The sequence below is a fragment of the Acidaminococcus sp. genome (assembly GCA_022482815.1).
Taxonomy (GTDB): domain Bacteria; phylum Bacillota; class Negativicutes; order Acidaminococcales; family Acidaminococcaceae; genus Acidaminococcus.
This window is the reverse complement of sequence record JAKVOM010000001.1, coordinates 1,259,159-1,277,442: the sequence shown is the minus strand read 5'-3', so window position 1 is coordinate 1,277,442 and position 18,284 is coordinate 1,259,159. Positions and strand designations below refer to the sequence as shown.

The 18,284-nt window shown below is 45.4% G+C and carries 17 protein-coding genes and 1 other annotated feature; of the genes, 1 reads left to right on the top strand and 16 read right to left on the bottom strand.

All coding sequences use genetic code 11. The features are described 5' to 3' along the window. Window position 1 precedes the first annotated feature (1 nt). The 5 genes from LKE33_05625 to LKE33_05605 all read right to left on the bottom strand — a co-directional run bounded on the left by LKE33_05625 (window position 2) and on the right by LKE33_05605 (window position 7,032). Window positions 2-2,656 carry a valine--tRNA ligase gene (locus tag LKE33_05625; protein ID MCH3950397.1) on the bottom strand — a complete coding sequence of 885 codons (2,655 nt, stop codon included), beginning with the start codon at window positions 2,654-2,656 and terminating at the stop codon, window positions 2-4. Window positions 2,657-2,699: 43 nt separating this feature from the next. Then, window positions 2,700-2,903, bottom strand: a binding site (T-box leader). Between the two features lie 105 nt (window positions 2,904-3,008). Next, window positions 3,009-3,704, bottom strand: a complete 696-nt coding sequence (locus LKE33_05620) for an FAD-dependent oxidoreductase (protein MCH3950396.1) — start codon at window positions 3,702-3,704, stop codon at window positions 3,009-3,011. Between the two features lie 158 nt (window positions 3,705-3,862). Then, window positions 3,863-4,357, bottom strand: a complete 495-nt coding sequence (gene thpR, locus LKE33_05615) for an RNA 2',3'-cyclic phosphodiesterase (GenBank protein MCH3950395.1) — start codon at window positions 4,355-4,357, stop codon at window positions 3,863-3,865. A gap of 21 nt (window positions 4,358-4,378) precedes the next feature. Then, window positions 4,379-6,109, bottom strand: a complete 1,731-nt coding sequence (locus tag LKE33_05610) for a hypothetical protein (GenBank protein ID MCH3950394.1) — start codon at window positions 6,107-6,109, stop codon at window positions 4,379-4,381. Between the two features lie 5 nt (window positions 6,110-6,114). Next, the gene (locus LKE33_05605; GenBank protein ID MCH3950393.1) at window positions 6,115-7,032 is read right to left on the bottom strand and encodes a MoxR family ATPase; all 918 of its coding nucleotides are present in this window, start codon (window positions 7,030-7,032) and stop codon (window positions 6,115-6,117) included. A 241-nt stretch (window positions 7,033-7,273) separates the two neighbouring features. Between LKE33_05605 and LKE33_05600 the strand changes: the two genes are divergently transcribed. After that, on the top strand, window positions 7,274-7,627 hold the full coding sequence (locus LKE33_05600) for a hypothetical protein (GenBank protein MCH3950392.1): 354 nt from the start codon (window positions 7,274-7,276) through the stop codon (window positions 7,625-7,627). Window positions 7,628-7,778: 151 nt separating this feature from the next. On the opposite strand, the gene LKE33_05595 is transcribed toward LKE33_05600, so the two are convergent. From LKE33_05595 to LKE33_05545, 11 genes are all read right to left on the bottom strand, one after another. Then, complete coding sequence (locus LKE33_05595; GenBank protein ID MCH3950391.1) at window positions 7,779-8,699, bottom strand: IS3 family transposase; 921 nt, start codon at window positions 8,697-8,699, stop codon at window positions 7,779-7,781. Further along, window positions 8,696-9,397 (bottom strand): transposase, encoded by a 702-nt coding sequence (locus LKE33_05590; protein ID MCH3950390.1) that lies wholly within the window; start codon window positions 9,395-9,397, stop codon window positions 8,696-8,698. The genes LKE33_05595 and LKE33_05590 overlap by 4 nt, the downstream gene beginning before the upstream one ends. A gap of 184 nt (window positions 9,398-9,581) precedes the next feature. Beyond that, window positions 9,582-10,829 carry an IS110 family transposase gene (locus LKE33_05585; GenBank protein MCH3950389.1) on the bottom strand — a complete coding sequence of 416 codons (1,248 nt, stop codon included), beginning with the start codon at window positions 10,827-10,829 and terminating at the stop codon, window positions 9,582-9,584. Between the two features lie 499 nt (window positions 10,830-11,328). Continuing rightward, the gene (locus tag LKE33_05580) at window positions 11,329-11,757 is read right to left on the bottom strand and encodes a GNAT family N-acetyltransferase (protein ID MCH3950388.1); all 429 of its coding nucleotides are present in this window, start codon (window positions 11,755-11,757) and stop codon (window positions 11,329-11,331) included. Window positions 11,758-12,063: 306 nt separating this feature from the next. Then, complete coding sequence (locus tag LKE33_05575) at window positions 12,064-12,687, bottom strand: thiamine phosphate synthase (GenBank protein ID MCH3950387.1); 624 nt, start codon at window positions 12,685-12,687, stop codon at window positions 12,064-12,066. Between the two features lie 233 nt (window positions 12,688-12,920). Continuing rightward, window positions 12,921-13,235, bottom strand: coding sequence for a multidrug efflux SMR transporter (locus LKE33_05570; GenBank protein ID MCH3950386.1), 315 nt, complete (start codon window positions 13,233-13,235; stop codon window positions 12,921-12,923). A 251-nt stretch (window positions 13,236-13,486) separates the two neighbouring features. Next, the gene (locus tag LKE33_05565) at window positions 13,487-14,308 is read right to left on the bottom strand and encodes an MBL fold metallo-hydrolase (GenBank protein MCH3950385.1); all 822 of its coding nucleotides are present in this window, start codon (window positions 14,306-14,308) and stop codon (window positions 13,487-13,489) included. A gap of 124 nt (window positions 14,309-14,432) precedes the next feature. Next, the gene (locus tag LKE33_05560) at window positions 14,433-14,786 is read right to left on the bottom strand and encodes a glyoxalase/bleomycin resistance/dioxygenase family protein (GenBank protein MCH3950384.1); all 354 of its coding nucleotides are present in this window, start codon (window positions 14,784-14,786) and stop codon (window positions 14,433-14,435) included. Between the two features lie 321 nt (window positions 14,787-15,107). Continuing rightward, window positions 15,108-16,604, bottom strand: a complete 1,497-nt coding sequence (locus LKE33_05555; protein MCH3950383.1) for a tripartite tricarboxylate transporter permease — start codon at window positions 16,602-16,604, stop codon at window positions 15,108-15,110. 17 nt (window positions 16,605-16,621) lie between these two features. Beyond that, entirely contained in the window at window positions 16,622-17,206 is a 585-nt protein-coding gene (locus LKE33_05550; protein MCH3950382.1) for a tripartite tricarboxylate transporter TctB family protein, read from the bottom strand. A gap of 28 nt (window positions 17,207-17,234) precedes the next feature. Continuing rightward, window positions 17,235-18,245, bottom strand: coding sequence for a tripartite tricarboxylate transporter substrate binding protein (locus LKE33_05545; protein MCH3950381.1), 1,011 nt, complete (start codon window positions 18,243-18,245; stop codon window positions 17,235-17,237). Between the last annotated feature and the right edge of the window lie 39 nt (window positions 18,246-18,284).

Genomic DNA, 18,284 nt, shown 5'->3' with positions numbered 1-18,284 from the left:
ATCAGAGTTTGCGAAGGGTTTCCATCCGTTCCTTAAGGCCTTGCAGACGGCTTTCCACTTCCGTCTTCTTGGTCTTTTCTTTTTCAACGACAGCTGCCGGAGCTTTGGACAGGAAGCCCTGGTTATTCAGCTTGCCTTCCACGCGCTTCAGTTCCTTTTCTGCCCCGTCCAGTTCTTTTTGCAGGCGGGCCAGTTCCTTATCCACATCAATGAGGCCTTTCAGCGGCAGATACACCTTGGCACCCGTCACTACAGCCGTCATGGCATTTTCAGGAACTGCGTCATCCATAGCGCCCAGCGTCAGCTTATCCACGGTACCCAGCAATTTAATATAGTCTTCATTGCTGGCAAAAGTATCCCGCAGATCATCTTCCACGAGAACAATGGCCGGTGCTTTCTTACCGGGAGCCGCATTGACTTCAGCTCTCATGTTACGAATAGCTTTGATGACATCCATCATGGCCGTCATGCCTTTTTCAGCTTCGTCATCCATCAGAGATTCATCGGCTTTCGGCCAGGGGGCAATCATAATGCTTTCGCCTTCATGAGGCAGATGCTGCCAGATTTCTTCCGTAATGAACGGCATGTATGGATGCAGCAGCTTCATGGCGTCCGTCAGTACACGGCACAGGACTTCCTGCGCTGTAGCACGGCTTTCGGGGCTGACTTTGCCATACAGGCGCGGTTTGATGATTTCAATATACCAGTCACAGACTTCACCCCAGATGAAGTCATAAATCAGACGGCCGGCTTCACCCAGTTCAAAATTGCCTAGGAAGTTCGTCACGTCGGCGATTGTATGCTGCAGGCGGGACAGAATCCATTTATCAGCCAGCGTATACGGAGCCTTTTTAGCATTCGGATCATAGCCGTCCAGGTTCATGAGTGCAAAACGGGAGGCGTTCCAGATCTTGTTGGCAAAGTTACGGGTCGATTCAATGCGGTTCCAATAGAAGCGCATATCATTGCCCGGCGTATTGCCCGTAATCAGCATAAAGCGCAGCGTATCGGCGCCATATTTATTGACGACTTCCAGAGGGTCGATGCCGTTGCCCAGGGATTTACTCATCTTGCGTCCCTGATCATCGCGGACCAGGCCATGGATGAAGACATGATGGAACGGAATGTCCTTCATGAATTCCATACCCATCGTAATCATGCGGGCAACCCAGAAGAAAATGATGTCATAACCGGTAACAAGGACGCTCGTCGGATAGAACTGTGCCAGTTCCTCCGTCTTGTCCGGCCAGCCAAACGTGGAAAATGGCCACAGGCCGGAGCTGAACCAGGTATCCAGGGCATCCTCATCCTGATGGATATGCGTGCTGCCGCACTTCGGGCAAGTCGTAAGATCCGTGCGGGAAGCCACCTGGGCACCGCAGTCATCGCAATACCAGACAGGAATCCGGTGACCCCACCAAATCTGACGGGAAATGCACCAGTCGTGGATATTTTCCAGCCAATTGATATAGGTCTTCGTGAAGCGGGGCGGCACAAACTGAACACGGCCGTCTTCCACACATTCAATGGCCGCTTTGGCAAGCGGTTTCATCTTCACAAACCACTGCGTGGAAATAAGAGGTTCAACCACATGATGGCAGCGCTGGCAATGGCCGACGGAGTGCGGAGCATCTTCAATCTTTACGAGCAAGCCCAGATCATCCAGATCCTTGACGATATGCTCACGGCATTCATAGCGGTCTTCGCCTTCATACTTGCCGGAATCCTTGGTCATCTTACCATCAAGTCCGATAACCGTGATAGAAGGCAGTTTCTGACGCTGACCGACTTCGTAGTCGTTAGGATCGTGCGCCGGCGTAATCTTAACGGCACCGGTACCAAATTCAACGTCTACATAGTCATCGGCGACAATAGGAATCAGGCGGTCCATAATCGGCAGGCGGATCTGTTTGCCAACGAGATCTTTATACCGGTCATCATTCGGGTTAACAGCTACCGCCGTATCACCGGGGATGGTTTCAGGACGGGACGTTGCAATCGTCAGGTATTTACCATCTTCGCCTTCAATCGGGTACTTCACATACCACAAATGGCCCGGATCATCCTGGTGTTCAACTTCTACATCGGACAGAGCCGTACGGCAGTTGACACACCAGTTGATAATACGTGTGCCCTTATAGATAAGGCCCTTTTCATAAAGGCTGACAAAAGCTTCACGCACCGCACGGGACAGTCCTTCGTCCATGGTGAAACGCTGACGGTCCCAGTCACAGGAAATACCGAGGGATTTCAGCTGCGTGACAATTCTGTCGCCATATTCTTCCTTCCAGGCCCAGACACGTTCCAGGAATTTTTCACGGCCCAGATCATAACGAGTCAGGCCTTCCTTTTTCTTCAGTTCTTCTTCTACCTTGATTTGCGTAGCCAGACCGGCATGGTCATAACCGGGAAGCCAGCAAGTGTTATCTCCCATCATACGATGCCAGCGGACAAGAATATCCTGCAGGGTATTATCAAGGGCATGGCCCATATGAAGCTTACCCGTAATATTAGGAGGCGGGATAACCACACTGAATGGTTTCCGGCTCTTATCTACAGGTTGATGGAAATAGCCTTTTTTAATCCAATATGCATACCATTTCTTTTCGACTTCCGCAGGGTTATAAACCTTGGGAATATTATTTTCTTCTGCCATAATGTCCCAACAAAACCTCCTTAAAAAAATAAACTCGTCCCATTGATAGGACGAGTTGTTCGCGGTACCACCTATTTTCCCAGCTGCCTGGGCACCTTCATCAGCGTAACGAGCCTGGACGGGCAAGGCTCATGGATTCACCCTGCCGGCTCCCGGACGACTTCCAGCTGCCTGCGTGAATGCTTGCACCAATGCGCATCCTCTCTGCAACGCGGCGGACTGTACTGCTTCCGTTCATCGCCTTTTACAATATACAGAGATATTTTATCAATTGAACAAGGGAAAGTCAATTGATAGAGCCTTAAGTGCCGGACATGAATCAGAGAAATTTCACCCGGAGGCCGCCAATTTTTTAATATCCCATGAAGACGTCGGTCTTGACTGCATCCTTATTGATGCCAAGCGCCTCCAGACGTTCCGTATAGGACTTATTCATAGCAGGCGAACCGGCAATGAGATACTCAGATTCGCTGCCATGGGCCTGTGCGTACTCGTCGACAGCGGCAGACATCTGATCACGCCCTGCCACAAAAATCATATTCAGGCCGGGGAACTTCTTTTGTGCTTTTGCCCAAAAGTCCGCATAGGCATATTCCTGGTGACTATCCGAATAAACCACAGTAATACCGTAACCCGCAGCAGGGTGTTCCAGGAAGTCCCTTAGCAAGGCCCGAACCGGTGTCACTCCGATTCCGCCGGCCACAGCAAGGATGCCTTTATACTTATCCGGTTCAAGGGCAAGAGATCCCAGCGGAGACGCAACGCCAATCACAGCGCCCGGTTTGATTTGATGCAGCAGTACCTCTTTCAGACTTGTATGCTTTTCACCAATACGTGTGGAAAACATCAGGTATCCATCTTCCATAGCCGAGGCAATCGTAAAAATCCGTGTGTCACGGTCTTTCGGATCAAGGGCAAAGCCCTTGACCTGAAAAGCAGCATGCTGCCCGGCTTTCCAGGTGTATCCTTCAGGAATTTCCAGGATGTAACTATAAATATCTCTGGTTTCCTGCACAATACGTACTAAACGAGCGTCAAAAAATTTCATAAGACACCTCCTTGAATGATTACATTACTGTTAAAAATCCTGCCCTCATTATATCATAAAAGCGCATGTATACTGAAGTCCCGACTTAGCGTTCCTTCTTTCGCAAAAAAGTTTCGGCCAGCGCCGATTCTGGCACTGGCCGTTTCCTATTCTTTCTCCTATTTACTTCTCCCGAGTTCCGTATACTTTACCCCTCTTTCGGTGAATTCCGATTTCATCAGGGATACGGCGGCAACATCCATGGCTGCCATGGGAACCTTGACCGCCTGGTGAATATGGCTTCCCTTCCGCACAAGTGTGATATGCGGTCTGAAGGGCTTGGCGTCATAGGGAATATCCGCTTTTTTGAGTGCTCCCCGCAGGGATTTGACATAATCCATCAGTTCCGGTGTTTCTTTGAGTCCCACATAAATCAGCTGCCCGAAATGACCAATTTTATCAAGTTCCAGCGTCATTTGAGGTACCGGCACGCTTTGCAGGACCTGAAGCGCCTCTGCATCCTTATCAGTCTCCCCGATGAAGGCAAGCGTCAGGTGCAGCTGATTCAGCGACGTGTACCGTCCCCGCACGCCGCTGCGTTTCAGCGTGTCCATCAGCAGACTGAGCGCCCCGAGCATCCTCGGATTAAAACGTATTGCCACAAACAGGCGCATGACCATTCTCCTTCCAACTTATCAGAACGTGGAAATTTGATGGCAGAGCGCTTTTCCGACGCCTTCCGCCATTTTATCAATTTTCTTCACCCGGACCAGGTCTTTGCCAAAGATTTTTTCTGCTTCGGCAAGGCCGCCGGAAATTTCGTCATTGATAAGACCGATGATGCGGACACCATCGCGCCGCAAAGAGGCTGCTTCCGCCGCTGTATCGGCAATCGCACGTGCATCCTTGTATTCGTGCGTACGAAGAATGTTTCCGCTGTCACGGAGCGGGCGGTCATCGTTAGGAGAGGCATCCGTCAGCATCATCAAGATTTTCTTTGAAGAGGAAAGATCACCCATGAGCTGCCGTGCTCCGCGGAGTGCAAGGCCGTCACGGTTCCATCCGGTCGTACAGTAATTAAACACACTGAGACTCTTTTTCTTTTCCCGGTATGTCTGATAAACCGTCATGACCGTATAACCGCGAATGGTACAAAATGAATATATTTGGTAAGGAATACCGCACTGACGCAGTGCTTCGGCAATTACGTACGCCTGGGCTGCAATGACGCGCTGGTATTCACCGCGGGAAGCGGATCCATCCAGCATGATATCTACAGTAAAGTCCGGCGTATACTGCATCTCTTTCCCGTAGAAAACGCGTTCATCGTCCAGGTAAAGCCCCCGCCAAATCAAGGAAGGAACCAATTCTCCTGTCTTTGCCGGCACGGGCAGTTTCATATAGGTCTGCTGCAGCGCCGTGCGGAGCTGAGCCACGAGCCGGGCAATACTTTTGCGGTAGGCTTCGCTGTTTTCCTTGTAATAATTCAGGTTGCGCGCCCGCTGCTTTGCGGCATTGACCAGCCAGCGGGAAGCTTCTCCCGTTGCTCCCTTGCTGCCGAGACGACCACGGGTAAAATGCAGATGACATCCTTCATGAGGACCTGTACAGTACGTTCGTTCGATGTCCAGCATTTGCGAAGAACTATAAATAGAAGATCCGAAACAGGTCACAATGTATTGATAATTCTTGACGGCAGTTTCTCCCGTCAAAAGTGCCATCAAACCATCGTGAGCTTCTTTACCGGCGATAACGTCGTCCGCATCCCGTTTACGGACCTGGAAATTCAAATCCGACTCGTTCAGTTTTTTAAACTGTGGTACGAGGAAGGAAAGAAACTTACCCAGATTTTTGCCGATAATGACCTTTTCCAGACTTTCGCGTACGAGGAACCGGGAGACAAAATATTTCTTGGTAAGTGCCCGAAAATGATCACAGATCTGTTGTGTAGTCCAATTGGGATCGAACGTCAGTCCCTGATATAGCCCTTTCGCCCACGGGTCGAAAAGTTTCGGTTTTTCGCCCAATACTTCATGCCACCGGGCAGCCTGCATTTCCTGCGCCACACCATGACGGATAGACAGCGGTCCGTTAAAATAATTCAGTGCCTGCTGCCTTCTCAGATAAGCCAGGACAGGGCGATGCGGCAACTCCTTCTGATAAACCACGCCTTCCATGCCAAGCCACAGCAAATCAGAAAACAAGTCTGCCATAGAAGAAGTAGCCAATTCGTCAAAAAGCTGTTTGAGCAGCTTCATGTCGTAATATTTATACGTCAGGCCGATAATCGCATTCAGATACAGATTCGGTTCGTGGTGTTCCGGCGTAAAAGACAGGAAATCCGGGTCACAGCGGTAATCTCCTGACACATCCCAGACGATGTTCAGGGCCCGTCTTCTTTTGTAATCGTATTTCCGTTTCGCCATACCAATCAGTCCTCAAAAATATCCTTGCGCTCGAACTCTCCCGGAATATGCAGATTGATTACATCGGTAATCAAAGCCGGTTCGTATTCATCAAAAGATTTGTTGGTAATCCCCATTGCCAGGGCACGATGTGCTTCCAAGCCTGACTGCATCAGATGCAGGGAATCGATGAGGCCGCGCAAATCCAGTGCTTTATCGGAGATTTCCGCTTCTTTGCACTTCTTTTCGAGATCCAGGAATATCTGAACAAAGGCTTGCTCCGCCTCTTTCTTCATACTTGGAAATTCGGTACGGATCAGACGGGTCAGCGGTTCTTCCTTGATCGGATCCATCTTGATGACAGCAAAGCGTGACATCAGTGCTTCGTTCATTTCCCGTGTCCCTGCATACCCGTAGTTCATGGTCGCTATAAAACGGCAGGCAGGGTTCACCTTCAGCATTTCATAACCGGGGATATCGATTGTACGGCGGTAATCCAGCAGAGAGTGCAGTACAGCCATGGCTTCGTTACGAGCCATATTGATTTCATCAAAGACACCGAATCCGCCTTCCTGAGCGCAGCGATAAACAGGCCCCGGGCGAAATTCTACCTGGCCGTTCTTAAAGGTATCCGTTCCCAGCATCGCGGCCGCATCCATATTGATATGGAAAGAGACGTTCCACATAGGCCGTCCGAAGGTCTGGGCCAGATTCTCGGCGAGTACATTCTTGCCGGTCGCCTTGGGTCCTACCAAAAGCAGGTTCTGTCCGCATAAAAGTGCCGACAAGGCATCTTCCCAGACTTCTTTACCGAAAAAAGGAAAATGCGGAACCGGAATCCTTTGCTTGCTCTCTTCAGCAATCGGATATTTCTTCTGATAGTCTTCTACACCTTTGATGAGGTCTTCATTGACCCCTTCTTTACGCAAAAAATCAAGTGACATAAGTGACCCATCCCCTACCAAAGTACTTACATTGCCTTTATAGTATAACACAGCGGAAGGGAAAAAGCTTCCATCTGGCTACGCTGAAACTTTAGATACAGAGTAAAAAAAATACCGCCGATGACGACAGGTACCCTCTTTTTCGAAACTGCATTTGTGAGATATAATAATAGAGAAAACAGAAAGTCCTCTGTTTTCCCATAGCACGAACAATGTTTTATCATAACTGGAGGTGCACAATATGGCTGAAGTGACATTCGAAATGATGAAAAGCAAGGTCAAGGAAACAATGGAAGCACCGACCTGCTGCGCTGAACTGAAGGCAGCCTGCAAGGCATGGCTGGAAAGCGTGGGCACGCCGGCTCAAAAAGAAAAAACGGCAGCTCTCATAAAAGAGCTGGAAGAAGACGTCTCTACGTTGGATCATGTCATCCCGTTCTTTGAGTCTCCTGCCGGTGAAAAAGCACTGGGCAAAGATACAGCCGCTCAGTTTGCTAAAAAGGCCCGTGAACTAAAAGCCCAGGGTGCCACCTACTGCTTCTGCCCGGCCTGCACAGCCGGTTCATTCCTGCTGATTCACAAGGACGCATTTTAATTAAAACAGGGGATGTGAAATAATGCATGCGCATTATTTCACATCCCCTGTTTCACGCTTTCCGCAGCCCGCCGTCTGGTGTGCTCCCCGTCAAGCGGAGACTAAAACGTTTCAAAATTCTGCTTAAAAATGTATCATTCCTTACATATTCTTAAGCAGCATTGGCATAGAAATCGTGGTACGCCATCGGGGACATCCTCATCAGTTTACGTTGCGTTCTCTTCGTATTGTAATATTGAATGTAATCCCGGATGTCCCACTCCAGTTCTTCGACACTGTAGTATGTATGCATATAGATTCTTTCCCTCTTTATCATACCCCAGAACCCTTCCATGGGGGCATTATCAAGGCATCTGCCGGTTCTGGACATACTTCTTGTCAAGTTGTGCTGTTCTGCCATTTCCAGATATTCATTGCTTGTATATTGAAAACCCTGGTCTGTATGGACCAATGGATGTGCATTGGGATTCTGTTTGAAGGCTTTCCTGAAAGTCTCCATAACAAGAGGTGTATCATTACGGTCACTAATCGCATAGGACACAATTCTATGGTCATATAAATCTAAAATCGCGCTTAAATAGAGATGTTCAACAATATAAGTTCCACTGACAGGGCCGGGAATGTTAAGCCGGAATTCGGTTACATCTGTCACCCACTTCTGGTCAGGCATGTCTGCCTGGAATTTCCTGTTCAGTACGTTCTCTGCTTTGCGTGGACTGTTCTTGCCTACACGGCTATGGGTGCAGCCTTTTGGTCTCCATTTAATCTGGGAATGAATATGCAGCTTACGAAAAAGACGGTAACACCGTTTATCAGAGATATCGATGTTGCATTCTTCCCTTAATTTATCAGCCATCATGCGGTATCCCGCTTCAGGATATTTAATATGAAGCCTGAGAATATGGCAGCAGATCCCCTTGTTTATGAGCTCATTCAGGCTAAGGGGCGTCTTGCGCCAGCTATAGTAGGCAGAGGGGGAAACGTGCAGGATAGCACAACACTTTTGCACGGAAGCCCCATTTTCCTCGCAAACCTCTTGAATCGCTTCATACTGCTTACGATTACGAGTCAACGAAAGCGATTCCTTTTCGTCAACTCGTCCAGTTTTTTTAGAAGCAAATTCTCCAATTTGAGATCCTTGACTTCTTGTCTCAGGCGCACCAGTTCCTCATCTTTTGTTTCCTTATGGGAAGGATCCAATGGTTTCTTCTTGGGTCTGCCCTGATGGTTGGCCAGCCCTGAATTCCCATCCTTTTCATAGCGTTTAACCCAGTTGTAGACCTGACGATAGGAATAACCGTATTTTTCGGCTACAGAACGGTAATCACGGTTGGATTCCAGACATTCCTTGACGATTTTGCAGCGTTCTTCAAGGGTACTTGCCTTACCTTTCATGGATTTATCACATCTCTCTTGATAAGCGTAAGAATCTAGTTCTCCATGAATATTATAATGCTTAACCCAGTCTGCAAGAACCCTGGGGGAACGGATTTTGTATTTCTTACAGATTTGAATGTAGCTGCCTTTACCATCCAGATAATCCTTAGCGGCATTTTCCATAAGGGAAACAGGATAGGTTTTCTTTCCCTTTTTCGGGGAAAAGGCTTCTGCGCCCTCGTTCTTGTAATTCATTACCCAAAGAGAAACGTTCTGCCGCCGGATACCAAGCTTTTTGGCAACCTGATAGGTGTTGGATTTGTGTTCAAGGATATCTTTGACAGCTTTGAGTTTAATCTCAGGAGAGATGAATTTATTATTGTTCTTTACCATGACATGCCTCCTTAAAACATTGACATAATTTTTTTCTCCGTCTTAAGGGGAGCATATCAGTCCGCAGCCCGCCTGTGGAAGAAAAATGACCAAGGAGACCCTCTTCGACGTCGCCTAAGTTACGCCAAACCGTAAGGTTTGGAATTTCTCTGCCACCTCCGTCCTTTAGGAAGGAGACTAACTATCATATGTCAAGTGCAAAATCCTGTGAATCGGAGCCAGTATTTATCTGCCTTTGAAGCATTAATTGAGCAGGTGTTTTGTATGGGATTCCTCTCGTTTGAAGTGCATAGATTAGACGTACTAACTTTTTAACTACGTGAGAGATTGCTATATAGAAATGTTTTCCTTCGCTTAATTTCTTTGCCAAATATTCTTTGTAAGCTGGTTCATTTTGGCAGACGAATCTTGCCGCATTGAAGAGAGCATGACGTAGATATCGTGATCCTCTTTTCTCCATATGGGCACTTGGTCCTATTCCACTCCGCCGGCCTGACTGGTTCTTAGAGGGCGCAAATCCGGCATAGGCCAGTATCTTGTCGGGGGAGGAAAATCTGGAGAAATCCCCAATTTCTCCTAAAATTGCGGACCCTGTAGCAATACTAATCCCAGGGATTGTAAGTAACGGTTCTTTACGTTCCTCTAACAGTTTTTTAATTCTGGACTCAACTTTTTGAATTTGTTCGTTTTTTACCTCAATATCGTGTATTGTTTCCACTACATTAATTTCAGTAGATATATCGCTTTTGCCCAGACCTACGGAATGCCTTGCAGCGTTACGAATCTGCTCAGCCAGATCCATACTTAACCTGCCTTTGGATGTTTTGTAGATAATTTCTTTCATGTGTTTCAAATTTGCGTTCGCCATTTTCTCGGGAGTGGGATACTCCTTAAGGAGAGCGTGAGCGGTAGCAGAATCCAGGTTTATGTACTGTGGAAGTTCAGAAAAGCTAGTATCAATTATACGGGTAAGGGTTTGCTTTTTTAGAGACCGTTCATGAACCCATCCAAAGCGAGTCCTGGTTAGTGACTTCAAGACTTTATTGTGGTATTCTTGGGGTACGTAGGGCTTGAGGTCTAAATCGGACATAAGTATGCAAGCAATGAAGTGTGCGTCAATGCGATCGGTTTTAGTTTTGCGAAGGCTATGACTCTTTCTGTATTGATCCGTCAGCAGAGGATTGAGAACGCAGGTTGCTAGGCCATTGTTCAACAGGAATCTGGTGATGTTCACACTATACTCTCCGGTGGCCTCCAGCCCTGCTTTTATATTTTTTACCGATTGATTGTAGGAAAAAATTCGCTTTAGCAGGTGGTCATAACCATTCCGGGTATTGGGGATCGTGAATTCCTCGTAGTCGTCCTTATGCTCAGAATCAAGGATGCAGCAGTCGTGTTTGCTCTTAGATACATCAATTCCAACGTAGATCATAAAAAGACCTCCTCAAAGATAAAGATATGATGCTGAGTCCACAAACTCTTTGCCATGTATCCTTGTTCTATATAAACCGTCTGGCGGTATCTAACTTATTAACATCGCTGCAAAGAGCTGTGGTCGGAATCTCCATAAAACCGTTTATCGGTAGGAGGACATTAACCAATCCACAGCATCTTTTACAGTGTAGCACTTTATCCCCAAAAGGAGGTAAAGTCCTTATTCATATGATACAAGGAAGGACCACGAAGTGGGGGAGGAAAGTAAGTTCGGAAGGCCCGATGACATCGGGCCTTCCGAAAAGAGGTGGGTGATGAACCCCTCTGCCGAAGGCAAGGCTAAATGAAAAAATTTAGGTTAACTGTTAAATTTCAGGTTCTATATCACATTTTGTTTGAATCAAAAACTTTAACACACTGTTACAGACGAGGCTAAATGCCATAGGCCAAAAGCAAAAAGCGCTTTTTATTTTTCACAGCTCTCTTATACATCAATTTTACTCGGCTTCCCTTACAAGTGCGCGGCTGCGATATACGAGATGACTCCGGTCCACGTACCCCAATTTTTCCCAAAAAGCATTACCTTCATCATTTTTACGGAAGACCAGAATGCCTACCTTGGGAATGCCTTCTTTCAAAAGTGCCGCTTCCGCAGCTTTGACGAGAGCTGTTCCGATATGTCGGTGCTGAAACTTTTCAGCTACGGCCAGATGATACAGATACCCTCTCCGGCCGTCATTACCGGCGAGGACAGCTCCTACGATTTTATCTTCCACGGCTACAAAAGAAGTTTCTGGATTCCGCCGCAGGAACTTAGCTACTTTTTCCCTGGAGTCATCGATTTCCCGCAGCTGCATACCGCTGGAAGCATGCCAAAGCAAGTTTACCTGCTCATAATCATTGATTGTCATGACCCGGATTTCCATTATTTTCACCTCGCATCCGATATTATTACGTTAATTCGAAAAAGAAGTATAAAATCCTTTAATTCTTTTCTTAAACGCCGAAACCCGTCTTGAAGATTCCACGTTTCTTCAAGACGGGTTTCGGTGTTTTATTAAGGAGATGAGATATATGCAAAATCAGTATCACCCATAAAGTGGGTGATAAGTGGATAGTGATTAGTGGGTAGCACCGCAGTGCGGGCAGATAGTTAAGCTGAAAATCAGGGCAGATTGCAGCTAGCAGTTAGCAGATAGCTTCTCTTTCAGCAGCATAACACGGTCTCTACGTTAAATAAGTTTAGTGACAAAGGAACGGACGACGGCGCCGGCGGCCCCGCATAATTTGAACTGAGTTTCTCGCTCGTCAGGCCACTGCAGCCCTCCCAGTGCATACACGGGAAGACCGGTCAGCTCATGAATCCGGGCAATAAACGCTGTTCCCTTTCCTGTCGCACCGGGTTTGCAAGAGGTAGGAAAAATCGGACTGGCCGTCACATAAGAAGCGCCCAAATGGAGTGCTTCCAAAGCTTCAGCCTCAGAATGAATTGAAATTCCAAGGCCACAAGGATGTTCCGCAGCCTTTCTGCCGCTTTCAGAAAGGAGCATTTTGAGCTGCGGATGCACTTTGGAATAAGCCCGCCACAGAAAGAGCGGCATGTGTACGCCAGCTGCATGAAGACGGACATAGGAATCCGGAAAAGCATGAGCAAGAACGGGAACACCATAAGGAGCACAAACGGCCATTACCTCTGCCAGAAGCTTTTCATAAGCCGTTTCAGGCAAGTCTTTTTCCCTAACAATGACAGCACCGGGCATGGGATGAAGCTGTGTTAAAGCCCGGCTAATGACTTTGGGGACCGGCTCGGAATAAAGTTTACGGTCCGTCAAGAGCACGTAACTAAAAGCAGCCATCAAAATAATCCCCCTTAAATCAAAAAGGGCTCACGAAAGAATAGCACCCGCGGTGGTGCTCCCCTTCGTGAACCCTGTTCACTCACTTTGTCTTACTATTGAATTATAACGTGCCATGCACTGTAACATTTTTATTTTATACTTCACAGAGAAAAAAGTCAAACCGGCAAAGGCTGCCATCGAGAATATCAGAAATAAACGGTGCCGTCCTTTGAGGCAAAAGATTGTTGCGTTTACCCCAGTATTTTTAAGCCGGCGATACCGCCGGCAATGAGGAGAACGCAAACCAGGTGTGCCGGAGTCATCGTCTCATGAAAGAGCAGTACCCCGAGCACACTCGTCCCGATAATACCAAATCCGGTCCACATGGCATACGCTGTTCCCAGCGGCAGCTTGTGCAGTGCCAAAGATAAGAAAATGGCGCTCATCACGTAAAAGACAAGCGTAATCACACTCGGCAAAATTCTGGAAAATCCCTCCGAATACTTCATTGCCACAGCCCAGGTAATTTCAAAAATTCCTGCCAGTAAAAGATAAATCCACTGCATAATCAAATTCCCTCCAAAAAAACAGAAATACCGGTATTCCGTGTCTTCAAAGGCCTATTGACACGAAATCCGGTATCAGGACGAATCTGCCTGGCGCGATCCATCCGAAACTGTCTGCCCGGCGGCAGAAGCAAATGATTTTATCCCGCTAATTATAACAAAAGAACAAAAAATGGGCAACTAAAAAGCAATAAAAATAAATTTATAGAGCAGCTTCATTACAGATACTCGCCGACTTCAGTACAAATAAATCAGATAAACAAAGCATCACCTGTTCCCAAATGAACTGCTTTGATACTAGTTTCATCCTTAATAAGATTTTCAAATTTTTCCCCAGTACAATGATTAAAACCAATAAAACTGATGCCGAAGCTTTTAATGACTTGAATTGTGCGGTGAATCCGATCTTCAGAGGCATCTTTTAAATGTGTTCCTCCAACAACACCTATAATTGGCATTCCAAAATATTCCTTAACAGAACTAAGGATGTTCAAAATTCCAGGATGACTGCAGCCCACCAGGACAAAAAGACCATCTTTCATTTTATGGACAAAACAGATTTCATCATCAAAATTATCTTTTACAAGGGTATTTCCATTTCGTATACAAAATCGATCCGGAATCATTTCAAAATCATATACTCTTTTAAAGCCACCCATTATAAATTCCGTCTCACTTAACTTTAGAACTTTCTTACAAACTTTGTGCTCTATTCCTTCTCGTCTCAGTAGATTCTCGTCAAAACTATTCCCCAAATAGGTAGCACGGATACCATCAAGAGAATATTTTTCATTGAAATATCCTTCACCCGTAATAAATGGTTTATGGCAGCCTGCCCTTAAAAACGCAGGATATCCCCCGGAATGATCAAAATGTCCGTGACTCCCAATCAGGTAATCAACTTTCTCAAGGTGTATATTTAATGCCTGTACATTCTTAAGAGTATCAAGATTGGGGCCAAAATCAAACAAAATATTCAGATCATCACATTCTACATAAGCAGAGAATCCAAATTCATTGATAAGTGATCTGTTGGCAGAACCGCGATTTTCCATCAGCATTATCAACTTCATAATAACATATCCTTTGTGATATAAGATTAAGTCATGTACTTCCAATGATGACAAATTCAACTCTGGACAGTATCGACAGAACCGTCCAGAGTTGAAAAAAAAGGAAAGTATGAAATGAACAAAATTATATTGTCAAATGAAAAGAAAACCCACCAATATCTTCTTTGAGATAAATAAAGATAATCTTTCCTTCCCGATCACGGCGAATTGTATCCTCTTGAAAATGAATTCCTTTTGCCGCTAAATCCTTCATTGCAAGCTCAACATCGTCTGTCTGAAGTGCTATATGTCCATATTTTCCAATCTTATCATGCTTCATAACTTCAAAACAGTTAGATACAAAAATGTGAGACTCATTCTCCGGACCTGGTTCCATATTGAAAAGCGAGCAAAGCAAAGTAACCATTTTTCTTGCTTCTTTTTCGTTCTTACAGTTAATTCCAATATGTTTTAAACGATATTTTACTAAATTGTTCATAGTAAACACCTTTTTAATCTGCAAACCCACTTACAGTATCATATTGTCTTTTCCTTTAAATGAATTAACGACCCTCAGTATAATATAATGCCATAAATTCTCTGCAGCAGTACAATTAAAAATTCCATACTTAGCAGCTCTTATTTAAAATGGTAGTAATTCATGTAAGGCATATATGAATCAGTTCAGTTTATTTATGCAAGAAGGCAAGCTTCCACCTTATGTAATTAAATACAGCAATCTTCTTTTAAAAATGGGGCAGTGTTCATCCAATTACACTGCCCTTACTTTTAAAAGCACGCAAGCACCAAAAGGTCAGACTCAATTGGCAACTTTCGCATTTTTTCTAAATTGTCTGATGGAGAAGAAAACGGAAATAATCGTTGCCACCAGGAAGACGACAGCAATGGGATAATTAAATAAGTCGAATATGTCCCCATTTCCGATCTGCAGCCCTCTACGCAAATTCTGTTCAAAAGTGCCGCCAAGCACAAATCCCAGAATAAAGGGAGGAAGCGGATACTTCAGTTTTTCTAATGTGTAGCCAATCACACCAAAAAGAATGATCGAAGCTGCATCAAAAACTCGGTTATCCAAAGCAAAAGAGCCTACAGAGCAAAGCACCACGATGATAGGGAACAGATAGTTCTTGGGAACCTTCAAGATTCTAATGAACAGCCGCATGGCTCCAAAGGACCAAATCAACATGAAGAACGACGAAAGAATCATAGCTGTAAATACGCCATAGACGACATCTCCATGAGATTCAAAAAGCAGCGGACCGGGTTGAATTCCGTGAATCATAAAGCCGCCCAGCAGCATAGCAGTGGCCGTATCACCAGGAATGCCCAAGGTTAAAAGCGGAATCATTGCACCGCCGATGGTCGCATTGTTTGCTGTTTCAGAAGCAACTATACCATCGATGATACCTGTCCCAAATTTTTCAGGATACTTAGACTGATTCTTAGCGATAGAATAGGAAACAATATTACTTGTTCCTCCGCCAATACCAGGAAGAATCCCAATCCCGATACCAATAAGAGCAGACCTGATTGCGTTCTTAATCTGGCTGAAAAATTCAGCTAAAGAAAAACCAAATCCCTTTAGCTCGAATTTAGTCGCTACATAGTCTTCACCCGATTGCATCGTACCGGCAGTTTTCATAACCTCAGAAATAGCATAAAGGCCCACAAGGACAGACAACATGGCAAACCCTGACGAAAGTTCTACACTTCCAAAGGTAAACCGCTCGACACCATCAATGGGTGCTAACCCCACAGACGCAAACATCATACCAAGAATAGCAGTAATGATGCCCTTGACAATATCTTTGCCAGCCAAACTAGCAATCAATGTCAGAGAAAACAGCGTTACCGTAAAATATTCCCATGCCCCAAACTTAATGGTGATTGCAGCCAGAGGAGGAGCAATGAATATCATGGCAGCAATACCAAGAGCAGTTCCAATAAACGAAAATACCACTCCGACACCCAAGGCTTTACCACCTTCACCCTTCAAAGCCATAGGACGTCCATCAAAACACGTGGCAATGGAAGAAGGAGTTCCCGGCATATTCAACAAAATTGCAGAAACCAGTCCTCCCGAAATGCCCCCGATGTACAGGGCTACCAGAGTAGATATTCCCATCGTAGTTTCCATCGAAAAAGTGATCGGCAACATCATGGCGATTGCAATCGTTGCCGTTAAACCAGGAATTGCGCCAAATACGATGCCTACCCCAGTACAGAAAAAAATCAAGGCGATACAAATTGGATTGGATATAACAGCTGTAACACCTTGAATTAACATCTCAGTCATCTGTTGTCCCCTCCAATCTAAATTCCAAATACGCCCACCGGAAGTAAGAGTGAAAGCAAATTATTAAACAGGAAATAGATGGCAGCTGTAGCAACTGCAGCTAAAATAATGCTCTTGATGAGGCCCTGTTTTCTTTTCGCCTTTAACGTCATCAATTCCGATTGAGCCACAATATAAATAAAAGTAGAAATAATAAATCCCAAATAAGTAAGACCTATCACATACAGGATCAAAAATACAACCGTTAAAACAACATCTTTATTGTTGATTTTACCTGCATTTTCGTTTTTCTCAGCTTGCGCAAGTTCTTTTTCAATATCTACACCGTGGACTTTCTTTTCCTCAGTCTTTGCCTCTGAAGTTTCCACCTTAGCGGCATTTTTAGCATTTTTAGCTTTTTTATCCATACTAATCACAGAATAAATATGGAGTAGACTGAGCACCAGTAGTGCCACTGCCAGTGCTCTAGGAACACTGGCAGATGACAATACCGTCACACCAAAGGCATTATAACTTCTGATGGAAAAAGTCCCGCAAAAATAAAGTACAGAAAGAACTGCAAAGAAAGCTGATGACAAAATTTCCTTTCTCTTGTCGCTCATAATAGCTCCTTTTTCAGTTACACATCATTTATTTTTGCTTTTGAACCTTCCCCTGTAATTTATCAGCAAACTTCATAATCGAATCATAACTGGACTGCCAGAACTTTTCAGAATCTGCAATGCTCATGCAGAAAGGCTTCTGCATATATGCCTTTTCGATTTCTTGTGCGTAGGACTTGTCGTTCGCTACAATGTCCTTAACCGCTGCGTTCAGCTTTTCAGCAATCTTCGGATCGGTTCCTTTCGGGAAGAAGAACGTGTAGTTATAGAAATAAACGCAATCTACACCACTTTCCTTCAGAGTAGGCACATCAGGCAGCGCATCCAAACGTTTATCGGCACAAGTTGCCAGTACTTTAAATTTACCAGTCTTAATATAGTCTCTTACACCAGGATATGCTGCCGGAATTACATCGACGTGGCCACCCAGGAGGGCAACAATACGGTCAGCAGATCCACCAGAGTCGACTACGTTGAGCTGTGCCCCTGCATTTTGCAGAGAAATAGCCACATAGTGGGAAGAAGTACCCGTATTAGCAGCGATCTTATATTTATTAGGATTCTTCTTGGAATCTTCAATCAAATCTTTAACACTCTTCCAAGGAGAATCTCCTCTCACGAGAACAACATCGCTCGCCTGCTGAGCAAACACGCCACCCATTTGATAATCCTTAAAGCTAAAATCAATAACTTTGGAAGCGGTGGACAAGTTAAGCGTTACATGGTTAACCAGAATTGTGTATCCATCAGGATTAGCATTTTTAACTCTGTTATCTGCAATGGATCCGCCGCCACCAACGACGTTGGTAACCGTAAACGGTTTACCTAATTTCTTTTCCAGATACTTAGCCATAATACGGGCATTGTAATCCGTATCGCCACCGGCGGAGAAAGGAACAATAATCTGAACCGGTTTTGTTGGCCACTTTACATCGCCGCTCTTGGAAGCGGTTTGCTTATTGTTATTTCCGCCGCATCCTAGACTTCCCATTGCCAAGACTGCTAATGCCAGCATAGTAGTTAAAACCTTGTGTTTCATTTCATATTTCCTCCTTTTTCTGATCTAACACGTTTCTCT